Annotated in this window: 14 protein-coding genes; 8 read left to right on the top strand and 6 right to left on the bottom strand. The window is 66.6% G+C overall.

Annotated features, from left to right (window positions below):
• Positions 1-187: 187 nt before the first annotated feature.
• Positions 188-2764 carry an excinuclease ABC subunit UvrA gene (locus J2X42_RS16450; RefSeq protein WP_310166865.1) on the bottom strand — a complete coding sequence of 859 codons (2577 nt, stop codon included), beginning with the start codon at positions 2762-2764 and terminating at the stop codon, positions 188-190.
• A 48-nt stretch (positions 2765-2812) separates the two neighbouring features.
• Between J2X42_RS16450 and J2X42_RS16445 the strand changes: the two genes are divergently transcribed.
• The 4 genes from J2X42_RS16445 (at position 2813) to J2X42_RS16430 (ending at position 6215) form a co-directional block, all read left to right on the top strand.
• Positions 2813-3937, top strand: coding sequence for an adenosine deaminase (locus J2X42_RS16445; RefSeq protein WP_310166862.1), 1125 nt, complete (start codon positions 2813-2815; stop codon positions 3935-3937).
• A gap of 256 nt (positions 3938-4193) precedes the next feature.
• Complete coding sequence (locus J2X42_RS16440; RefSeq protein ID WP_310166859.1) at positions 4194-5150, top strand: glycosidase; 957 nt, start codon at positions 4194-4196, stop codon at positions 5148-5150.
• A 140-nt stretch (positions 5151-5290) separates the two neighbouring features.
• Positions 5291-5836, top strand: a complete 546-nt coding sequence (locus tag J2X42_RS16435; protein ID WP_310166858.1) for a YceI family protein — start codon at positions 5291-5293, stop codon at positions 5834-5836.
• Positions 5837-5840: 4 nt separating this feature from the next.
• Complete coding sequence (locus J2X42_RS16430; RefSeq protein WP_310166857.1) at positions 5841-6215, top strand: acylphosphatase; 375 nt, start codon at positions 5841-5843, stop codon at positions 6213-6215.
• Between the two features lie 33 nt (positions 6216-6248).
• Here J2X42_RS16430 and J2X42_RS16425 read toward each other — a convergent pair whose 3' ends face one another.
• On the bottom strand, positions 6249-9911 hold the full coding sequence (locus J2X42_RS16425) for a TM0106 family RecB-like putative nuclease (protein WP_310166855.1): 3663 nt from the start codon (positions 9909-9911) through the stop codon (positions 6249-6251).
• Between the two features lie 142 nt (positions 9912-10053).
• Positions 10054-11250 (bottom strand): TerC family protein, encoded by a 1197-nt coding sequence (locus J2X42_RS16420; RefSeq protein WP_310166852.1) that lies wholly within the window; start codon positions 11248-11250, stop codon positions 10054-10056.
• 154 nt (positions 11251-11404) lie between these two features.
• On the opposite strand from J2X42_RS16420, the gene J2X42_RS16415 reads away from it, so the two are divergent.
• On the top strand, positions 11405-13732 hold the full coding sequence (locus J2X42_RS16415) for an FdhF/YdeP family oxidoreductase (RefSeq protein WP_310166850.1): 2328 nt from the start codon (positions 11405-11407) through the stop codon (positions 13730-13732).
• 98 nt (positions 13733-13830) lie between these two features.
• Here the strand turns inward: J2X42_RS16415 and J2X42_RS16410 are convergent, their stop codons facing one another.
• Entirely contained in the window at positions 13831-14160 is a 330-nt protein-coding gene (locus tag J2X42_RS16410; protein WP_310166849.1) for a DUF6457 domain-containing protein, read from the bottom strand.
• Between the two features lie 210 nt (positions 14161-14370).
• Between J2X42_RS16410 and J2X42_RS16405 the strand changes: the two genes are divergently transcribed.
• Together J2X42_RS16405 and J2X42_RS16400 are read left to right on the top strand one after the other, a co-directional pair.
• Complete coding sequence (locus J2X42_RS16405; protein ID WP_310166848.1) at positions 14371-15567, top strand: serine hydrolase; 1197 nt, start codon at positions 14371-14373, stop codon at positions 15565-15567.
• A gap of 69 nt (positions 15568-15636) precedes the next feature.
• On the top strand, positions 15637-15990 hold the full coding sequence (locus J2X42_RS16400; protein WP_310166846.1) for a GNAT family N-acetyltransferase: 354 nt from the start codon (positions 15637-15639) through the stop codon (positions 15988-15990).
• Between the two features lie 28 nt (positions 15991-16018).
• On the opposite strand, the gene J2X42_RS16395 is transcribed toward J2X42_RS16400, so the two are convergent.
• Positions 16019-16399, bottom strand: a complete 381-nt coding sequence (locus J2X42_RS16395; RefSeq protein ID WP_310166845.1) for an STAS/SEC14 domain-containing protein — start codon at positions 16397-16399, stop codon at positions 16019-16021.
• A 99-nt stretch (positions 16400-16498) separates the two neighbouring features.
• On the opposite strand from J2X42_RS16395, the gene J2X42_RS16390 reads away from it, so the two are divergent.
• Positions 16499-17860 (top strand): MFS transporter, encoded by a 1362-nt coding sequence (locus tag J2X42_RS16390; RefSeq protein WP_310166844.1) that lies wholly within the window; start codon positions 16499-16501, stop codon positions 17858-17860.
• 37 nt (positions 17861-17897) lie between these two features.
• Here J2X42_RS16390 and J2X42_RS16385 read toward each other — a convergent pair whose 3' ends face one another.
• A complete protein-coding gene (locus J2X42_RS16385; RefSeq protein ID WP_310166843.1) occupies positions 17898-18197 on the bottom strand; it encodes a putative quinol monooxygenase in 300 nt (99 codons plus the stop codon).
• Positions 18198-18337 lie beyond the last annotated feature (140 nt).

Genomic DNA, 18337 nt, shown 5'->3' with positions numbered 1-18337 from the left:
TGATGCTCCTGAAGGCCACCTGCGCTCGATCCGTCCCCGGAGGTCGTCGCGCCACTGCCCGCCCCTGACGATTAGAGGTCATGTTCGGTGTCTGCCGGCCGGGCAGTTCTGGTGGAGGCAGCACCGGGCATTCATGTCGCCCGAATTACGGGCTTGTATTTCACGCTAGGACATCACGGTGCCGTTATCAAACCGAGATGGTTTCTGGGCGTTGGCTGGTGGCCGGCTGGGGAAGTGCCGCCGCCAGGTAGGGCGCGGTGCGGCTGTGAGGTGAACGCGCGACGTCGGACGCGGTTCCGGTGGCGACGATCCGGCCGCCGGCGTCCCCGCCCGAGGGGCCCAGGTCAATGACCCAGTCCGCCGCCGCCACAACGGCCATCTCGTGTTCCACGACCACTACTGTGTTGCCGCTGTCCACCAGTCCGTGGAGCTGGGCCATGAGCAGTTGGACGTCGGCGGGGTGGAGCCCGGTGGTTGGCTCGTCCAGCAGGTAAAGGGTGTGGCCTCGCTGGGTACGCTGCAGTTCGGTGGCCAGCTTGATGCGCTGGGCCTCGCCGCCGGACAGCTCGGTGGCGGGCTGGCCCAGCCGGAGGTAGCCCAGGCCCACGTCCCGGAGGCTCTTCAGGCTGCGGGCAGCGGCGGGAATGTCGGACAGGAATCCGGCGGCCGCGTCCACCGTCAGGCGCAGCACCTCAGCCACGTTCTTGCCCTGGTAGGTGACCTCCAGGGTTTCGGGGTTGTACCGGGAACCGCCGCACTCCGGGCACGGGCCGTAACTGCCCGGGAGGAAGAGCAGCTCCACGGCTACGAACCCCTCGCCCTGGCACGTTTCGCAGCGGCCCCCGGCGACGTTGAAGGAGAATCTCCCTGCGCCGAAACCGCGGGCCCGGGCCTGCTCCGTCGCGGCGAATTCCTTGCGCACAGCGTCGAAGAGCCCCGTGTAGGTGGCCAGGTTGGAGCGCGGCGTGCGGCCAATAGGCTTCTGGTCCACCGTGACCAGCCTGTCGATCCGTTCCGCGCCGCTGACCGGCCCAACCGACAGGGGCGTAGCCGGGCCTGCGTCGTCAGGTTCCGCCGGGTTCGCCGGCTGGTGGGTTTTCAGGCCGGAGCCCACCACCTCCCCGAGGACATGGCTGACCAGGGTGGATTTGCCGGAGCCGGACACTCCGGTGACTGCCGTCAGAACGCCCAAAGGAAACCGCGCGTCAAGGTCTTTGAGGTTGTGCCGGCTGATGCCGGCCAGCTCCAGCCAGCCATCAGGCTCCCGGGCACCGGCACGCGGTGAGGCGCCGCCGTCGGACGTCCCGCCGCCGTCGAACAGGAATGGACGGGTGACCGACTCCGCGATGGCCGCCAGCCCGGCGACCGGGCCGCTGTAGAGCACCTCACCGCCGCCTTCACCGGCGCGGGGGCCAACGTCCACCAGCCAGTCTGCGCGGCGGACCACGTCCATGTTGTGTTCCACCACGAAGACCGAGTTGCCCGAGGCCTTGAGCTGGTCCAGCACCGCCAGGAGCGGCTCGGCATCGGCCGGATGGAGGCCCGCGGACGGCTCGTCCAGCACGTAGATCACGCCGAACAGCCCGGAGCGGAGCTGGGTGGCGATCCTCAGCCGCTGCATTTCGCCAGGGGAGAGGGTGGGCGTGGCGCGGCCCAGCGCCAGGTATCCCAGCCCCAGGTCCAGGAGCACGGTGATGCGGTGCAGGAGGTCCGCGGTGATGGCCACGGCCACCTCGTTGTCCTCGCCGGAGGACTGCCGGCGTGATGCGGTGCCGGCCTCCTTCAGGCCCGCGGTGGGGCGGATGATCTCGGCCAGCTCCACCATCGGCGCGGCGTTGAGGTCGGCGATGGTCCGGCCGGCAAAGGACACGGCGAGGGCTTCGGGCCGCAGTCCCGTGCCGCCGCAGCGCGGACACGGACCGGACTCCATGAACGCCAGGACGCGCTCGCGCATGGCCGCGCTCTGGGAGTCCGCCAGGGTGTGCAGGACATAGCTTTTGGCGCTCCAGAACCGGCCCTTGTACGGCTTGGCCACACGGTCGCGTTCGGGCGTGACTTCGACGACGGGCTGCTCGTCGGTGAACAGGATCCAGTCGCGCTGCTTCCGGGGCAGCTTCCGCCACGGCACGTCCACGTCGTAGCCCAGGTGGCTGAGGATGTCGCGGAGGTTCTTGCCCTGCCAGGCGCCCGGCCACGCCGCGACGGCACCTTCCCGGATGGTGAGGGCCGGGTCGGGGACCAGGGATTCCTCGCTCACGGTGTGCGCGACTCCCAGGCCGTGGCATTCGGGGCAGGCGCCGGCCGCGGTGTTCGGCGAAAACGCGTCGGAGTCCAGCTGTTTGGCACCGGCCGGGTAGGTCCCCGCACGGGAAAACAGCATCCGGAGCGAGTTGGAGAGCGTAGTCACCGTGCCCACGGTGGAACGGCTGCTGGGTGCGCCGCGGCGTTGTTGAAGGGCGACGGCGGGTGGCAGCCCGGAGATCATCTCCACCTTGGGGTTGTGGCCCTGCTGGATGAGGCGGCGCGCGTAGGGGGCTACGGATTCAAAGTAGCGGCGCTGGGCTTCGGCGTAGATAGTGCCGAAGGCGAGTGAGGACTTCCCCGAGCCGGACACGCCCGTGAACGCCACGATCGAGTCGCGCGGCACATCCACATCCACATTCCGCAGGTTGTTCTCCCGCGCGCCCCGGACCCGGACATAACCGTCCGCCAGATGGCCGGGAGTGGGAAGTGAAAGATCGTCAGCCTGCTTAGGGTTCCGCATTGATCCGACTCTAGCCGCGAACAGGCCGACGGGCGATATCCTGACCCGATGGACAATTACCGGGACACTGCCGCCGATCCGCTTCCAGAGACGGAACTTCCTGCGACGGAACTTCCGGGGGCGGAACTTCCGGGGGCGGAAGTTCGCGGGACGGAACCTTCAGAAGCACAAGCTCCCGAGACTGAAGCGGCGGTGAGGATCCTCCCCGTCGCCGAGCTGCACCTGCACATCGAGGGCACCCTGCAGCCGGAGCTGATCTTCGAACTGGCGGAGCGCAACGGCATCACCCTCCCGTACTCGGGCCTTGACGAACTTCGTGGACTGTACGAGTTCACTGACCTGCAGTCCTTCCTGGACCTCTACTACGCCAACATGGCCGTGCTCCAGACCGAACAGGACTTCGCGGATATGACCCGGGCGTACCTTGCCCGGGCCGCCGCCGCCGGTGTCCGGCACGCGGAGATCATGATGGACCCGCAGGCGCACCTGTCCCGCGGCGTCAGCTTGGAGACCTGCGTCAACGGAGTGGCATCTGCCCTGGCGACGTCGGTGAAGGACTTCGGCATCTCCACCATGCTTATTGCCGCGTTCCTGCGGGATCTGTCGGAGGAGTCTGCACTGGAGGTCCTGGACGGACTGCTGGCCATGAACGCCCCGATCGGTGCGATCGGCCTGGACTCGGCCGAGGTGGGCAATCCGCCGTCGAAGTTTGAACGCCTGTTCGCCAAGGCCCGGGAAGCGGGCCTGCGGCTGACCGCCCACGCGGGCGAGGAGGGACCGGCGTCGTACATCATTGAAGCGCTGGACGTCCTGGGAGTGGAGCGGATCGACCACGGCATCCGCTGCATGGAGGACCCCGACCTGGTGGAGCGGCTCGTGGCAGACCGTATTCCGCTGACCGTCTGCCCGCTGTCCAACGTCCGGCTCCGCGCCGTGGACACCCTGGCAGACCACCCGCTTCCGGCCATGCTCGCCGCCGGGCTCAACGTCTCCGTAAACTCCGATGATCCGGCGTACTTCGGCGGCTACGTCGACGACAACTTCACGCAGCTGGAGGCCGCCTTCGGGCTTTCCGAGTTTGACCGGGCCCGGCTCGCGGCCAACTCCATCCACTCATCGTTCGCGTCCGAAGAACGGAAAGCCGAGTTGGTGGACGAGCTGAACCGCGCTTAGCCCCAACGCCGGCGACGCGGCCGGTGCCGCCTGCCGCTACACTGGTGCCGCAAGCGTGTCCGGGCAGGGACCGGCGGAGCCCGTTTCAGCGCCCCGGGGTTGAGTAAACAGCCCCAGACCCGAGACTCCCGCCTCACTTCCGGTGTAACTCGCGTCATAGTCGGTCACGACACGCAGAGTTAACCAATTCAAGTCGTGCGATTTAACAGGCTGTTGGCAAGATGCCTAGAGACCGATCGCTTTACAAAGGGGAATCATGGCCAAGTCCGCCACAGAAAACACCAACCTTCGACTCAAATCCGTGCTGGATGTCCTGACGGAAGGCACGTGGACCGGCGATGCGCTGAACGCAGGAGGCGTGCTCGCCGAGGCCACTGTCCGCGTGCCATTCAGCCCGCACGAGGCCGAACTGCTCAGCGGCGGGATTCCCCGCGGCCACAAGACCCTCACCTCCGCCACGGCCAAGCTGGTCAAGGCCGGCTGGCTGGTCAAGGGCCGTTCCGGGTGGACCATCACCGAGGACGGGATGCGGGCCACGGTTGCCTTCGCCGATGCCGACGCTTTTGCCGCAGCGCTCGACGCCGGAACCCCCGTTCCGGCCAACACCCCGGTTCCGGTGGCGCCCATTGCCGCTCCCGCCAAGGTTGCCGCGGCCCGGACCACGCGCAAGTCCGCCGTGGTCAAGAACGCCGAGGCCGCTGACGAAACCGTGACGAAGGCCCCCGCCAAGAAGGCTCCAGCGAAGAAGGCGCCCGCCAAGAAGGCCGCCGAGGCCGTTGGCAAGGCCGCCAAGATCATCGAAGAGGCCGTGGAGCCGGTGGTCAAGGCTGTCCGTTCGCGCAAAGCAGCCCCCAAGACGAAGTCTGAAGCCGTTGTCGCCGCGTCGCTTGAAGGCCCGGACGTGGAGACCTTCCCCCAGCCTGAGGCGGTGGCAGTTGCCGGCGACTTCAACACGCTCCTGGGCGCCCCCGAGAACTGGGCTCCGCAGTATGACGAAGCCCAGATGGCGTTCGACTTCGTCGCACAGCAGTGGAAGATCGACGCGGAACTGCCCGCCGGCTACTACACGTTCAAGATCGCGCTGAACCGTTCCTGGGAAGAGAACTACGGCGCGTTCGGCACGTTCGATGGCCCCAACCACGAACTGCACCACAACGGTGGCGCTGTCACCATCCGCTACGACCACCGCACGCGGGACATCACCATCAACTGAGTCCGCCAGGGGAGTTTTTGTCCAGATAGGGGCCGCACCGGGACAGGTCGACCGCCCCTATCTGGACAAAAACTGCGGAGTGACGCACTGTGGGTTTTGGTCGCTGTGACCGGTTTCCACCCACTTAGGAGATGCGGAAAATGACTCTTCCCTCAGGAATCACGCCGGGCGTCTGGACGCTGGACATGTCCCACAGCGAGATCGGCTTCACGGTCCGCCACGCGGGCATCAGCAAGGTCCGCGGCCGCTTCACGGATGCCAGTGCCGAGGCCCGGATCGGCGGATCGCTGGCCGAGGCCTCGCTGCACGCCACAGTGAAGACCGCCAGTTTCGATTCCGGCGACGCCAACCGGGACGGCCACGTCAAGGGCCCGGATTTCTTCGACGTGGAGACCTTCCCCGAGATGACCTTCCGCGCCACCTCAGTTGAGGGCGACGGCGAGGACTACACCCTCACCGGCGACCTCACCATCCGCGGCATCACCAAACCCATCGAACTCGAAGTCGAATTCACCGGGGTGGCCGTTGACCCGTTCGGAGCCACCCGTGCAGGCTTCTCCGCGGAGGCTGAGATCAGCCGCAAGGAGTTCGGCCTGACCTGGAACGCGGCGCTGGAAGCCGGCGGCCTGCTGGTCAGCGACAAGGTGAAGATCAACGTCGAAGCGGCGCTGGTCAAGCAGTCCTGACGCCATGGCACCTCCGGCAGGACGGCACTCCGCAGGACAGGACGACGTACGGCCGGGCCCCGCAGGACAGGGCTCGGCAGGACGGGACTCTACACCACAGGACGACGGCGACATCCGGCTTTCTGCCCGCGTCTTCGGCGTGGTGCAGGGTGTCGGATTCCGTTTCTGGACGATGGGCAAGGCCGAGGAACTGGGCCTGACGGGGCTGGTGAAAAACCTCGACGACGGTTCCGTGTCGGTGATTGCCGAAGGGCCGCAACACCGGATCCAGGAGCTGCTGGACTGGCTGAATTCGGACAACACCCCCGGCCGGGTGGAACGGGTTGAAGATACCCTGTCCGCGGCCGAGGGTGCCTTCCGCGGCTTCAGGGCCCGCTGACCGGGGCCTTCGGAATGCCCTCGGGGCATATCCTCAGCCGGTCCGCGGGCTCAGGCCGATGAACGCCCCGAGCTGCTCCAGCACCTCGGGTTTCCGCGGCATGTAGCTGGTGAGTTCTGGGGAGCGGACAATCACCGCCCGCCATTGGCCCCGGGACACTGCGACGTTGATCCGGTTCCGGTTCAGCAGGAATTCCGCGCCGCGGGGAGCCTCGGCAACAGCCGAACACGCCATGGACACCAGAACCACGGGTGCCTCCTGGCCCTGGAACTTGTCCACGGTTCCCACCCTCACGCCGTCAAGCCCGGCCTGGACGAGGGCGTGGCGGATCAGCTGGACCTGGGCGTTGTAGGCCGCCACCACCAGGACGTCCTCAGCTGTCAGGGGCCGGGCAGGCTGGTCGCCGCCGGCAGTCCACTTCAGCCCGATGTGACGCCGGGCCTGCCTGACCACTTCGGCGGCCTCCTCGGTGGAGGACGTGGTGTTGCTGGCGTGTTCAACGAACACCGTTTCCACCCCGGGTGGCAGTTCGGCCAGGCTGCGGAGTGAAGCCGCCGGCGCCGATTCGAGTTTGCCGTCATAACTCAGGACGGACACGGCGCGGCACAGTTCGGGGTGCATCCGCCAACTGTCCGCCAGGAAATAGCCCAGTTCCGCGGGCAGCGTGGCGTGCCCGGCGGCGAGCCATCCCAGCGCTGACTCGTCCACCGGTTCGGGGTGGGCGCCCTGCGTGACCTGCGGCAGTTGCTGCGGGTCGCCCAGGAGCAGGAGGCGTTTGGCTGAACGTGCCACGGCCAGGGTGTTGGCCAGCGAGAACTGCCCGGCTTCGTCGATGACCAGCAGGTCCAGGGACCCGGCAAGGACCGACTTGCCGGTCATGGTCCACGCCGTGCCGCCCACCAGGCAGCCGCCGCGGGACTCCAGCAGCGCAGCGACGTCGTCGTCGGACGTGCGCCGCCACAGGACCTGGTGCGGTGTGGACAGCTTCTTGGCCACGCGTTCCGGATCCACTCCAGCGGTTTTAATGGCGGTGCACAGCATGTTCTCCACCACGGCGTGGGACTGGCCCACGACGCCGATCTTCCAGCCCTCCCCGATCAGCCGGGCAATCACATGGGAGCCGACGTAGGTCTTGCCGGTGCCCGGAGGTCCCTGGACGGCGAGGTAGGAACGGTCAACGTCCAGCAGGGACGTCGTGATGGCCGTGACGTAGTCCGCCGCGCCGGAGCCGTCCTTGCCGACGGCGGCAGGACCGGACAGCGAACGGAACCGCGGCGCAGCCTTGCGGAGGATGTCCACACCCGGGTGTTCCGGGAGCCGCGGAACCGATGCGCCCACGGACTGGGCAAGTTCGGTGAGAGCGGCCTCGATGCTGGCCGTGCGGACCGGCTGGTCCTCTGTCAGGGCGATGGGGATGTGCGGGTACGCCGGGACCTTTCCGGTTTCCTTTTCTTCAATGGTGATGATGGTCTTGCCCGGCGTGTCCGGGTGGTCCTCGACGGCGGTGACCAGGGTGCCGAACGTGAAGCCGCGCGCGAGCAGGTTTCCCTGCGCGTCCTCCAGCCCGTCCGGCACGGGTGAATCGTAGAGCCGGCACCAGGTGCTTCCCGGCTTGAAGTCCGAGCCTTCGCTCATGGTTCCGCTGAGCCGCAGGACCCGGGTGCGCATCCGGACCGTGGGCTTGGCCAGCACCCAGTCCGTGACCACCTCAGCGGAGTCCACCACAAACACGTTGCGGTGGTCCGACCAGTGGTCGATCTCGGACTCGGTGCGGTCGAAGTGCTCCCACCAGAACTGCTTCCGCTCGCGGCGGTGGTAGCCGGTGGCGGCGGCCACCATGGCGATGGCACGCTCGTCGGGGGTCCACGGCCGCGTGTCCGGGAGGCCGGCCAGATACTCGCGGAGGCTCAGTTCCTCCGGCGTCGGTTCCGCTTCCGGTGTGTCCGGCGGGACGTCAGGCACCAGCGGCGCCTGGGTGCCGGCGACGTGCCCTCCTTCGTCAGGGCCGCCGGCAGGTGCCGTGGAGCCGGACGCCGAGCCGCGGAGCCCCAGCAGCCAGTCGCGGAGGCGGAGGGTGGAAAGGCAGTCGTACTCGTTGTAGTCGGAGATTGAGGCCAGGATCTCCGCGGCTGTAGCGTCATCGCCGTCGTCGCGGGCTGCGCAATAGGCGGCGTAGGCCACCACCGAGGCCCCGGCGTCCTTGACGTCGCCGGAGCGGAGGTTGTCACCCATGTAGAGCGGCTCGAGCTTCTTGATGGAGTAGGACGGTTCGGAGATCCGGAGGGAGTGGCGGGCTGTGGCGTAGAGGTCCACGAGCACGCCTTCGCGGAGCCAGTTGTCCACGATGTCCTCGCCCGCGAGGTGAGTGACGGACAGGTTCCGGAGCGCCGATTTTTCGTACGCGGCGTAGTGGTAGACGTGCATGTCGGGGTACCGCGAGCGGCGTTCTTCGACATAGGCGAGGAAGTCCAGGAAGGCCTGCCGTTCCCCGGAGCGGGAATGCGCCCAGAACGGACGGAACACCGGCTTGCCGGCCGCCAGGGCGGCAGCATCCGGCGCCTCGATCACGCCGAACAGGTACTCCAGCCCCCACTGGCTGGTGGCCGGGTCCTGCCAGAGCGGGTCGCCTTCGAAGTCGAAGAAGATATCGCCGGGACTGGGCGCAGGGATACTGCTGAGGGCGTTCCGGGGCAGCACCTTGAACGTGACAGTGTGGTCTTCGCCGTCCTTGGTGAAGGTCCGTGATCCGTCCGGAGTATCGCGGCCCAGCTGCATCCGGGCCTGGTCGCGGAGCCTGGCCAGCGAACCGGTGGCCCTGTCCGGCGGAAGGTCGGCCAGGGCATCGATGGTGGTGACGCCGTCGGCAATGAGCTTCTTCCGGCGGAGGGTGGACATCCCGCCGACCATCAGGAGGTCACGGTGGGCCTGGACCTGTTCCGCGCAATAATTGCAGCGCCCGCAACAGGTGATTCCAGGCTGCAGCCACTGCACCGAGGAACCGCGCTCCCGGTGGGCAGCGGTCAGGGCGCGGAAGTGGTCGCGGCGCTCGCGGAAAACCGGCAACAGGTCCGGCAGGGAGTGGTGGCTGCGGACGTAGTCGCCGTCGACCACGGCGCCCAGCACCAGCGTGACCCGGGGCGATGGTTCCAGGCCCATGCCGATGAGCTGGTCGCCGTAGGCGGCCAGCTGCAGGAGTGCACCCACCTTCGCGTGCCGGGCCAGCTTGGTGTCCCAGACTTCGTACCGTCCCGGGGTGCCGGTGCCTGCGGCCTCGTTGACGATGAAGTCGGCGTAGCCCAGGAACTCGCCGTCGAAGAAGGTTGCCTGGAACACCACGTCCGCCCCGGCCCGGAGCGCCAGTTCCGTTTCGGCCTGCTTGGCCACCAGGTCTGCCCGGACGTTCTGGCCCCGCTCGATCGTGAACACACCGGCGCCACGGCTGGCGTCCCAGGCGCCGTACTGCGCGGTCAGGCCAGCCAGGACCTTGGCCTCGTGCTTGTCGCCCAAGGCGCCGGCGCGGCGCTGCATCTCGTCGTCGGGGAACTCGGCCTTGGGCGAGCGGCCCAGCTTCTCGTCCAGGATCCGGAGCGTGCGGTACTCACACTCGCTGGCGGCCACGAGGTCGCTGGCGGAAAACACCAGGTCCGGGGCCGCACCGCGGCCGGGACCATCGCTGGCAGGATCGAGCAGGAACACGGGGGCCTCCCCATTGACTGGCCTTGGCCGGAGGACGGTTCCCCTGGCCTTGGTTTGAATCTAGCAACAGGCACTGACAACGCGGGGCCACTTAAGGCCCTTCCGCGACGTCCAGAGGGGCCTTATGTGACCCCGCGTTGCACTATTCCTGCGCCGCCCGCACTTGGGCTTTATCGTGCTCGGCATGGGCACTGCGGAGCAGCTGCAGGAATTCGGTCTCGTTGCGGATGAGCCGCTTGTACTTCTCGGGAAGCTTCCGGATCTGGTCCTCCTCGCGGACCATCCGGGCGAAGATCTTGTCCCGCTCCGCCATGTCCGTCTCGTAGTTGAGGTCCAGGTAGTCGGTGGCGTGGCGCTTGGCGCCGGACACAGCGTTCTTCGCCTTGCCCTTGGGGCTGAAGATGGACGCCAGGACGGTGACCACCAGGACGCCGAGGATCACGGTGAGGGACACGCCGGTGCTGACTTCCACCACGTTGACGTGCTGGCCGTCGTTGACGAACGGCAGGTTGTTTTCATGCAGCGCGTGCAGGATGAGCTTCACGCCGATGAAGCCCAGGATCGCTGCGAGCCCGTAGGAGAGGAAGATCAGGCGGTCCAGCAGTCCGTCGATGAGGAAGAACAGCTGGCGCAGGCCCATCAGCGAGAACGCCGTGGCCGTGAACACGATGTACACGTTCTGCGTCAGGCCAAAGATCGCGGGGATGGAGTCCAGGGCGAAGAGGATGTCAGTGCCGCCGATGGCCACCATCACCAGGAGCATCGGGGTGAGGACGCGTTTGCCGTTCTCCATGGTGAAGAGTTTGTCGCCGTCGTAGTGTTCTGACGCCGGCAGGAACTTCTTGGCGAGCCGGACCACCAGGCCTTCGGATTCTTCGTCGTGGTTGTCTGGTTTGAGCAGGTTGCCCGCGGTGATCAGCAGGATCAGGCCGAAGATATAGAACACCCAGGCGAAGCTGTTGATCAGGGCCGCGCCGAGGAAGATGAACGCGGTGCGGGCAATGAGCGAGAAGACGATGCCGAACAGCAGGACCTTCTGCTGGTCCGCCCGGGGCACCCGGAAGCTGGCCATGATGATGAGGAAAACAAAAAGGTTGTCCACGGACAGTGCCTTCTCGGTGACATAGCCCGCGAAGTATTCGGTGCCCATGGTGCTGCCGCCGAGCATCAGCACGCCAAGTCCGAAGAGGAGCGCGATCCCCACGTAGATGGAGGACCAGATGGCCGACTCCTTTAGCGACGGCGTGTGGGCTTTCCGCACATGGAAGAAGAAATCGAAGGCCAGCAAGCCAACAATTCCCGCGATGGTCAGGGTCCAGACAATGGAGGAAACTTCCACGTTGGGGGCCTTTCGTCGGAGTCCCCTCCAGCCTACCTAAGCGTGCGGCCCCACTCCTTGACTTACACCCTCCCCTGAACAACTGTGGAAAGTGACCGATCCGCCGGTGAAGCCGGCGCGTTGTCGGTATCCGCAGGAACAAGGAGAATGCAGCGTGACGCGCAAGAACCCGAAAGTGGAAGAGGCCGACGAGTCCGGCATCGAAGTCAGCGGCCATCCCAAGACGTGGGCGGCGGGCGTCCCGGGTGTGTACCACTCCATGCAGCCGGCCCTGAAGCACATGGGCGTGGGCCGGGCGGGGAAAACGTTGCTTGCGCTGAACCAGAAGGACGGCTTCGACTGCATGAGCTGCGCCTGGCCGGACCCCGGCCACCGCAAGACCTTCGAGTTCTGCGAAAACGGCGCCAAGGCGGTCACGTGGGAAGCGACTCCGGTGGTGATCGGGTCCGGCTTCTGGGCCGAGCACCCGGTCAGTGAGTTGCGTGAGAGGTCCGAATACTGGCTTGGGATGCAGGGGCGCCTCACCGAGCCCGTGTACAAGCCGGCGGGGGAGGACCACTACCGCCCCGTCAGCTGGGAGCAGGCCTTCACCCTTGCCGCGGACAGGCTCAAGGGCCTCGCCAGTCCGGACCAGGCCACGTTCTACACCAGCGGCCGTACCTCCAACGAGGCCGCGTTCCTCTACCAGCTGTTCGTCCGCGCGTATGGGACCAACAACCTGCCGGACTGTTCCAACATGTGCCACGAATCCTCGGGCTGGGCGATGGGGCAGACCATCGGGATCGGCAAGGCCACCATTTCCTACGATGACTTCGCCAAGGCGGACCTGATCATCATCATGGGCCAGAACCCGGGCACCAACCACCCCAGGATGCTGACCGCGCTGGAGGAAGCCAAGGAGGCCGGCGCCAGCATTGTGGCGGTGAACCCGCTGCCGGAGGCCGGGCTGATGCGTTACAAGAACCCGCAGAAGGTCAAGGGGATCATCGGGCACGGAACGGACCTGGCGGACCAGTTCATCCAGGTACGGATCGGCGGCGACATGGCGCTCCTGCAGGCTGTTTCCAAACGCGTCCTGGACGCGGAGGCTGCGGCCCCGGGAACTGTCCTCGACCACGCCTTCCTCGAGGAGCACTGCGAAGGGCTGGAGGAACTGAAGGCGCACCTTGCCGGCCTGGATGATGCCGCCGTCCTCGCGGCCACCGGACTGCGGGCCGAGGAGATCGACGAGCTCGCCGACCGGTACCTGCGGGCCGACAAGGTGATCATCACCTGGGCCATGGGCATCACGCAGCACAAAAAAGGTGTGGCCACCATCAAGGAGATCATCAACCTGCTGCTGCTCCGCGGCAACATCGGCAAGCCCGGCGCCGGCGCCTCGCCCATCCGCGGCCACAGCAACGTCCAGGGCGACCGGACAATGGGCATCTGGGAACAGATGCCGCCGGCCTTCCTGGACTCGCTGGGCAAGGAGTTCAGCTTCGATCCGCCGCGCGAACACGGCGTGGACGCCGTGGAAACCGTCCGGCAAATGCGCGACGGCGGCATCCGGGTTTTTGTGGGACTCGGCGGCAACTTCGCGGGAGCCATTTCGGACACCCACGCCGCCTTCGCGGCCATGGAGAATACGGCGCTTTCGGTGCAGATTTCCACCAAGCTCAACCGCTCGCACACGGTCACCGGCGCCGAAGCGCTGATCCTGCCCACCCTGGGCCGCACCGAAATCGACCTGCAGGAGACTGGGCCGCAGTTCGTTTCGGTGGAGGACACCGTCTGCGCCGTGCACGCCTCACACGGGACCGTGGACCCTGTAGCGCCGGGACTGCTGTCCGAAGTTGCCATCGTCAGCAGGCTGGCCCGGCACGTACTGGGGGACTCCGTCAACGCCGACTGGGCGGGTTTCGAAAAGGACTACGACCTCGTCCGTGAGCACATCTCCCATGTGGTGGCGGGCTGCGAGGACTACAACCGGAAGATCCGACAGGACGGCGGCTTTGTGCTGCCGAACGGCCCGCGGGATTCGCGGACCTTCAACACCCCCACCGGCAAAGCGATGCTGACGGTCAATGACCTGGAGCACGTGGAGCGGCCCGCGGGGACCCTGATCCTGCAGAGCATGCGCTCGCACGACCAGTTCAACACCACCATCTACGGCCACAACGACCGCTACCGGGGCATCAGGAAGGGCCGGGACGTCGTATTCGTCAGCCCCGAGGACCTGGCGGAACTGGGCCTGACCGACGGGCAGCACGTGGATGTCCACGGCGTGTACGCGGACAACGTGGAACGGGTGCTGCCCAACTTCCGCCTGGTGTCCTACCCGACGGCCCGCGGCTGTGCGGCGGCTTATTATCCCGAAGCCAACGTCCTGGTGCCCCTGGACAGTGTGGCCGAGGGCAGCCAGACGCCCGTGTCCAAGGCCGTGATCGTTCGGCTGGAGCCGGTTTTGGCGTTCGTGGACGAGCCGACCGCCGCAGGCTAGCTCAGGCTCCTGCCGGCATGAGCGGCTCTGGCCCGCTTGAGCGGTGCGGCCCAGCACCGTCCAAGCGGGGCCGGACCGCTGATGGTGACCCGGAGTCGCTACTGCGCGGTGTCCGCCCACCCAGTGGCTGCAGGGCCGCCGTCGTGCCCGTCCTGGCACAGCCGGAACGCGACGTCGGCCGCCTGCGAAATTGCCGCCGAAGACGCCTCCTTCGACCCGGCACTGCCGTTGCCGGCGGCGAGCCCGGCCGCGTAGCCCACCAGGAACGTGGTCACCGGAGCCGCCGCGTGGATCACCGAGCCGGCGGACTTCCGTGCCAGGTCAAGGAGCAACTCCTGGTCCACTTCCAGGTCCAGGATCTGCAGCGCCTGTGTCAGCCGCTGGGTCCACTGGTCCAGGATCTGTGCTTCGTCGTCGTTGACGGCCATCTTCTCTCCTTGGTTGCTGGTTCGCTGGTGTCAGGCGGCAGGGACGCGTTGCCCCGTGCCCACGACACTACAAGGGCCGGCGGCCGAAGTCACCGGGCTGCCGCTGGTCCTTGACACCCCTTGCGGCCTTGAGGAATATCGGAGGTGCCGGTGCTGCTGGCGGGTCTCTCGGGAGTCCAGTTGCTGACCGGCCCCTTGAAGGGACATGGGATGCACGCAGCCGTTAGTGGTTTCAGCTCCTTCCGCCTCGCGGCCGCTCTCGCCGCGGCTGTGCTGGTGGTTTCGGTCGCTGGCTGCACCAGCGCCCCGGACCCGCCTGACCAGCAGACTCCCACCGTCCAGTCGCCCACGGCCACCACGTCGGAACGGGCGGTGCCGGCCTTCGCCGCAGTGCTGGAAAAGTACAGCGCGGAAATTCGCGCCGGCGGAGCGACCGCCGTCATCATCCAGGTCAAGTCCCGGGTGGGCGAATGGGCCTCGGCAGAGGGGGTCCGGAACCTTGATACCAAAGAAACGGTGCAACTGACCGACCAGACCCAGGTTGGCGACATCACGATGTCCATGGTGGCGGTGTCCGTCATGAAGCTTGTGGAGGAAGGGAAAATCCAGCTGGACGACCCCATCCAGGAGTACATGCCGGACTTCGAGAGCATCATCAAGCCGCCCGGACCCATCACCATCCGCAGCCTGCTCAGCCACCGCTCCGGGATGCCCCATTATTGGGACGCACTGTATGCGATGGGCAACGCAGGGGACCAGCACATGAGCCATAAAGAGCGGCTGGCCGCAGCCGCCACTGTCCGATGGACCGGCGGCTCTGGAAGCCTTTACAACTATTCCAACACCAATTATTCGGCGCTGGCGCTCCTTGTGGAGAAGCTGCGGGGCAAGGACATCGGGGCGGTCATTCACGATGACACGGTGCTGCCCCTGGCCCTGAAGGACACCCTGATGACGGGGGATGAACCGGGCCCGCAGCGGATGGTCCACGGCTACACAAAGTCTGAAACCGGGGTTCTGGAGGACAACACCCTGGTTCCCTTCCACAAGGGTTCCCCCGACACAGGGATGGTTTCCACTGTCCCCGAACTCAACGCCTTTTTCGCTGCCCTGCAGAAGGGCAGCCTGCTTTCCCGCCAAAGCGTGGAGGAGATGCACCACCCGAAGTTCGAACAGTACGGCCTCGGTGTTGTCAGGCAGTATGACTCGTGCTCAAACAACGACTACTTCGGCAATGTCGGCGTAGTGCGTGGCTACGCTGCGCTTGCGTTGATCAGCGCCGACGGATCCCGGCAGATCGCCATGGCTGTGGCCCGTGCGCCCAGGCCGGACCTGATCGGTTTCGGGGATCCGCAATCGCTCGAAATGACCCAGGCGGCCGTGGATGCGCTGAACCTGGCCTGCTAGCCGTCGACGAAATAAGCCCGGGGGTTCCGAGGTTAGGCTGTACCAGAAGCCGAACTGAGGAGACCTTCGATGAATGACGTCACCATCCGCCACAACCCCGACCGCGAGCGTTTTGAAGTGCTGGTGGCCGGCAATGTGATCGGCAAGGCGGTGTACAAGGATTACGACGGCGGCACGTCGCCGCAGCGGATTTTCTACCACACGGTGATCAATGAGGAATACGGCGGGCAGGGCCTTGCGGGCAGGCTCGCCGCCGTGGCGCTGGACGAGACCGTCGACGCAGGCTTCCGGATTGTGCCGGTGTGCCCGTTCATCAAGAAGTACATCACCAAGAACCCTGACTACGCCGGTGACACCGCTCCCATTGCTCCCGCGCACTTGGAATTCCTGAACGACGCACTGGCGCCGCGCGCCCGCGCTTAGTCCGGTAGCAGGGTCAGTGTGTCCCGGCCTATGTAGCTGGCGATTCCAGCAGCCAGGACATGGCATCGTCCCTGTCGGTGAAGAAACGGGTAGGGCAGGGCGGGACGTGCAGGCTGAGGAAGAAGTTGGCGAGCACCCGGTCAACCGGGCTGGAGCCCAGCAGGGCAATCCGCGAGGCCGCGCAGGGGATGGAGAAAACAGCCCGGGCCTGGCGGCTCACGGACTCGGTGGTGGCCATGTCAACGAGCATCGGATACTCGCCGCCATCGGCAACAACGTTGACTGCTGCCATGGCCTCCTGGGCATCCACTTCCTCGATCCGGACACTGCGGTTCCACACCAGATGGATGTACCTGCCGTTGTCCAGGTCAACCGTGCCTTTGCCGCCTTTAACCGTGATCGGTTCCACTGCTGCCCCCAGGAGTCTCAGTTGAGCACATACTAGCCCTCAGCGCGGCAACGGTCACAAAAATCGCAGATTGAAAGGCCGGTGCGCCAGACTGTTTCCGTGAGCAACAAAACCCGGACCGGTCTGGCCGTGGCAGGCCTGAGCCTCGGCACCGCGCTGAACCCGCTGAATTCCTCGATGATCGCCGTTGCACTGGTGGTCCTGCGCGCGGACTTCGGGCTCGACGTCGCCACCGTCACCTGGGTGATCACATCCTTCTACCTCGCGTCCGCGGCCGGCCAGCCCCTGATGGGCAGGCTGGCGGACCGCTTCGGGCCCCGGCGGATGTTCATGCTGGGCATGGGCACCGTGGCCGTCACGTGCGCGCTCGCTCCGTTCTCGCCCAATTTCGCGCTGCTTTGCGTTGCCCGTGCCGTGATGGCACTGGGTACCGCCACGGCCTACCCCAGCGCGGTGGTGATGATCGGGGCGATCACCCAGCGGGCCGGCACGGAATCCTCGCGGCCGCTCGGCCGGATCCAGATGGCAAACACCTCCGCCGCTGCGGTGGGGCCCGTAGCCGGCGGCCTGCTGGTGGGCCAGGTGGGCTGGGAGGCACTGTTCCTGGTCAACGTCCCGCTGGCGCTCGCAGCACTCTTCATCGTGCGGAAGGTGGCGCCGGCGGACGGCGTCAGGGAACGGGGAAGCCTGGCCCAGCTGGTCAAGGATTCGGACATTCCCGGGATTGCGGGCTTCGTGAGTTCGCTCCTGCTGGTCATGATGGCGCTTCTGGACGTAGCCCCGGGCTACCGCTGGTGGATGCTCGGCGCCGGGACTGCCATCGCGGCGCTGTTTGTGTGGCGTGAACTTCGCTTCAGCCCGCCGTTCCTGGACCTGCGGCTGCTCGGCCGGAACCGGGCCCTGATGCTGATCTACCTGGGGTTCGCAGTGTTCAGCAGCGTGTACTACTTTGTGTTTTTCGGCCTGCCGCAGCTGCTGCAGGAAGCCGGCGGCTATGACCCGGCGCTGGTGGGGCTGCTGATGCTGCCCCTGGCCGCGACGTCCGTGCTGGCCACTCCGTGGGCTGTCCGGGCCATGGGCAAATTCGGCGTCCGGCGCGTGCTGATTGCCGGCGTCGTGCTTCTCACCTTGGTGGCCGCACTGATGTGGATGCTCACCGGATCGCTGGCCATTCCGCTGGTCCTGGCGCTCACCACCCTGATGGGCATCCCGTACGGGACGGTGGGGATCGCGTCCAACCAGGGCATGTTCCTCTCCGTCAGGCCGCAGGAGCGCGGGGTGGCGGCCGGGATCTACCAGACCTGCCGCTACGTGGGCGCCATTACCGCAACCGTGCTCATCGGCGTATTCGCCGGCGGCGGGGTGGACCAGGCCAGCTGGGGACTCATGGTGATTGCCATGCTGGTGCTCAGCGCCGTCGCCTTTGGCGTGACCCTGCTGTGGCGGCAGCGGGCCGCCTAGGCCGTCAACGCTGGCCGCCTGGCAACCCAAAGCGTCATCAGCGCAACGGTGATCCGGCCACCATGAAACGGTTCCCACCCATCACCCCTGTGAGCAGGGGCATCGCTTCCTGGATGGCGGCGCGGACACTGGCCAGCTGAAGGGATCCGCGATGGGCGTCCTGCGACTCCCAGAGTTCGCACACGTAGACCGTGTCCGGCGACTCGTCGTTGATACCGACCTCATACAACAGGCAGCCTGCGTCCCGGAGTTCCGGGTTGGCTTTTACCAGGACCGCAACCACGTCATCCCGACGCCCAGGCTTCACTTCAAGGGTTCCCACATTCGCGAAAGTCATGCGCACAGTCTGGCACGGCGTCCTTGATGGCGAGTCGGGTCCGGCGCTCCGCACGGCCAGGCTTGAGCGCCGTGCTGGCGCTGAGAGCGGCCGGGCCGACCAACCCCTAAGGCGTGCTCCCGGATCGGTATGACCTGGGA

Source organism: Arthrobacter sp. BE255 (assembly GCF_031457335.1).
In the GTDB taxonomy this organism is placed as follows: domain Bacteria; phylum Actinomycetota; class Actinomycetes; order Actinomycetales; family Micrococcaceae; genus Arthrobacter.
This window is presented reverse-complemented; position numbering and strand designations above follow the sequence as displayed.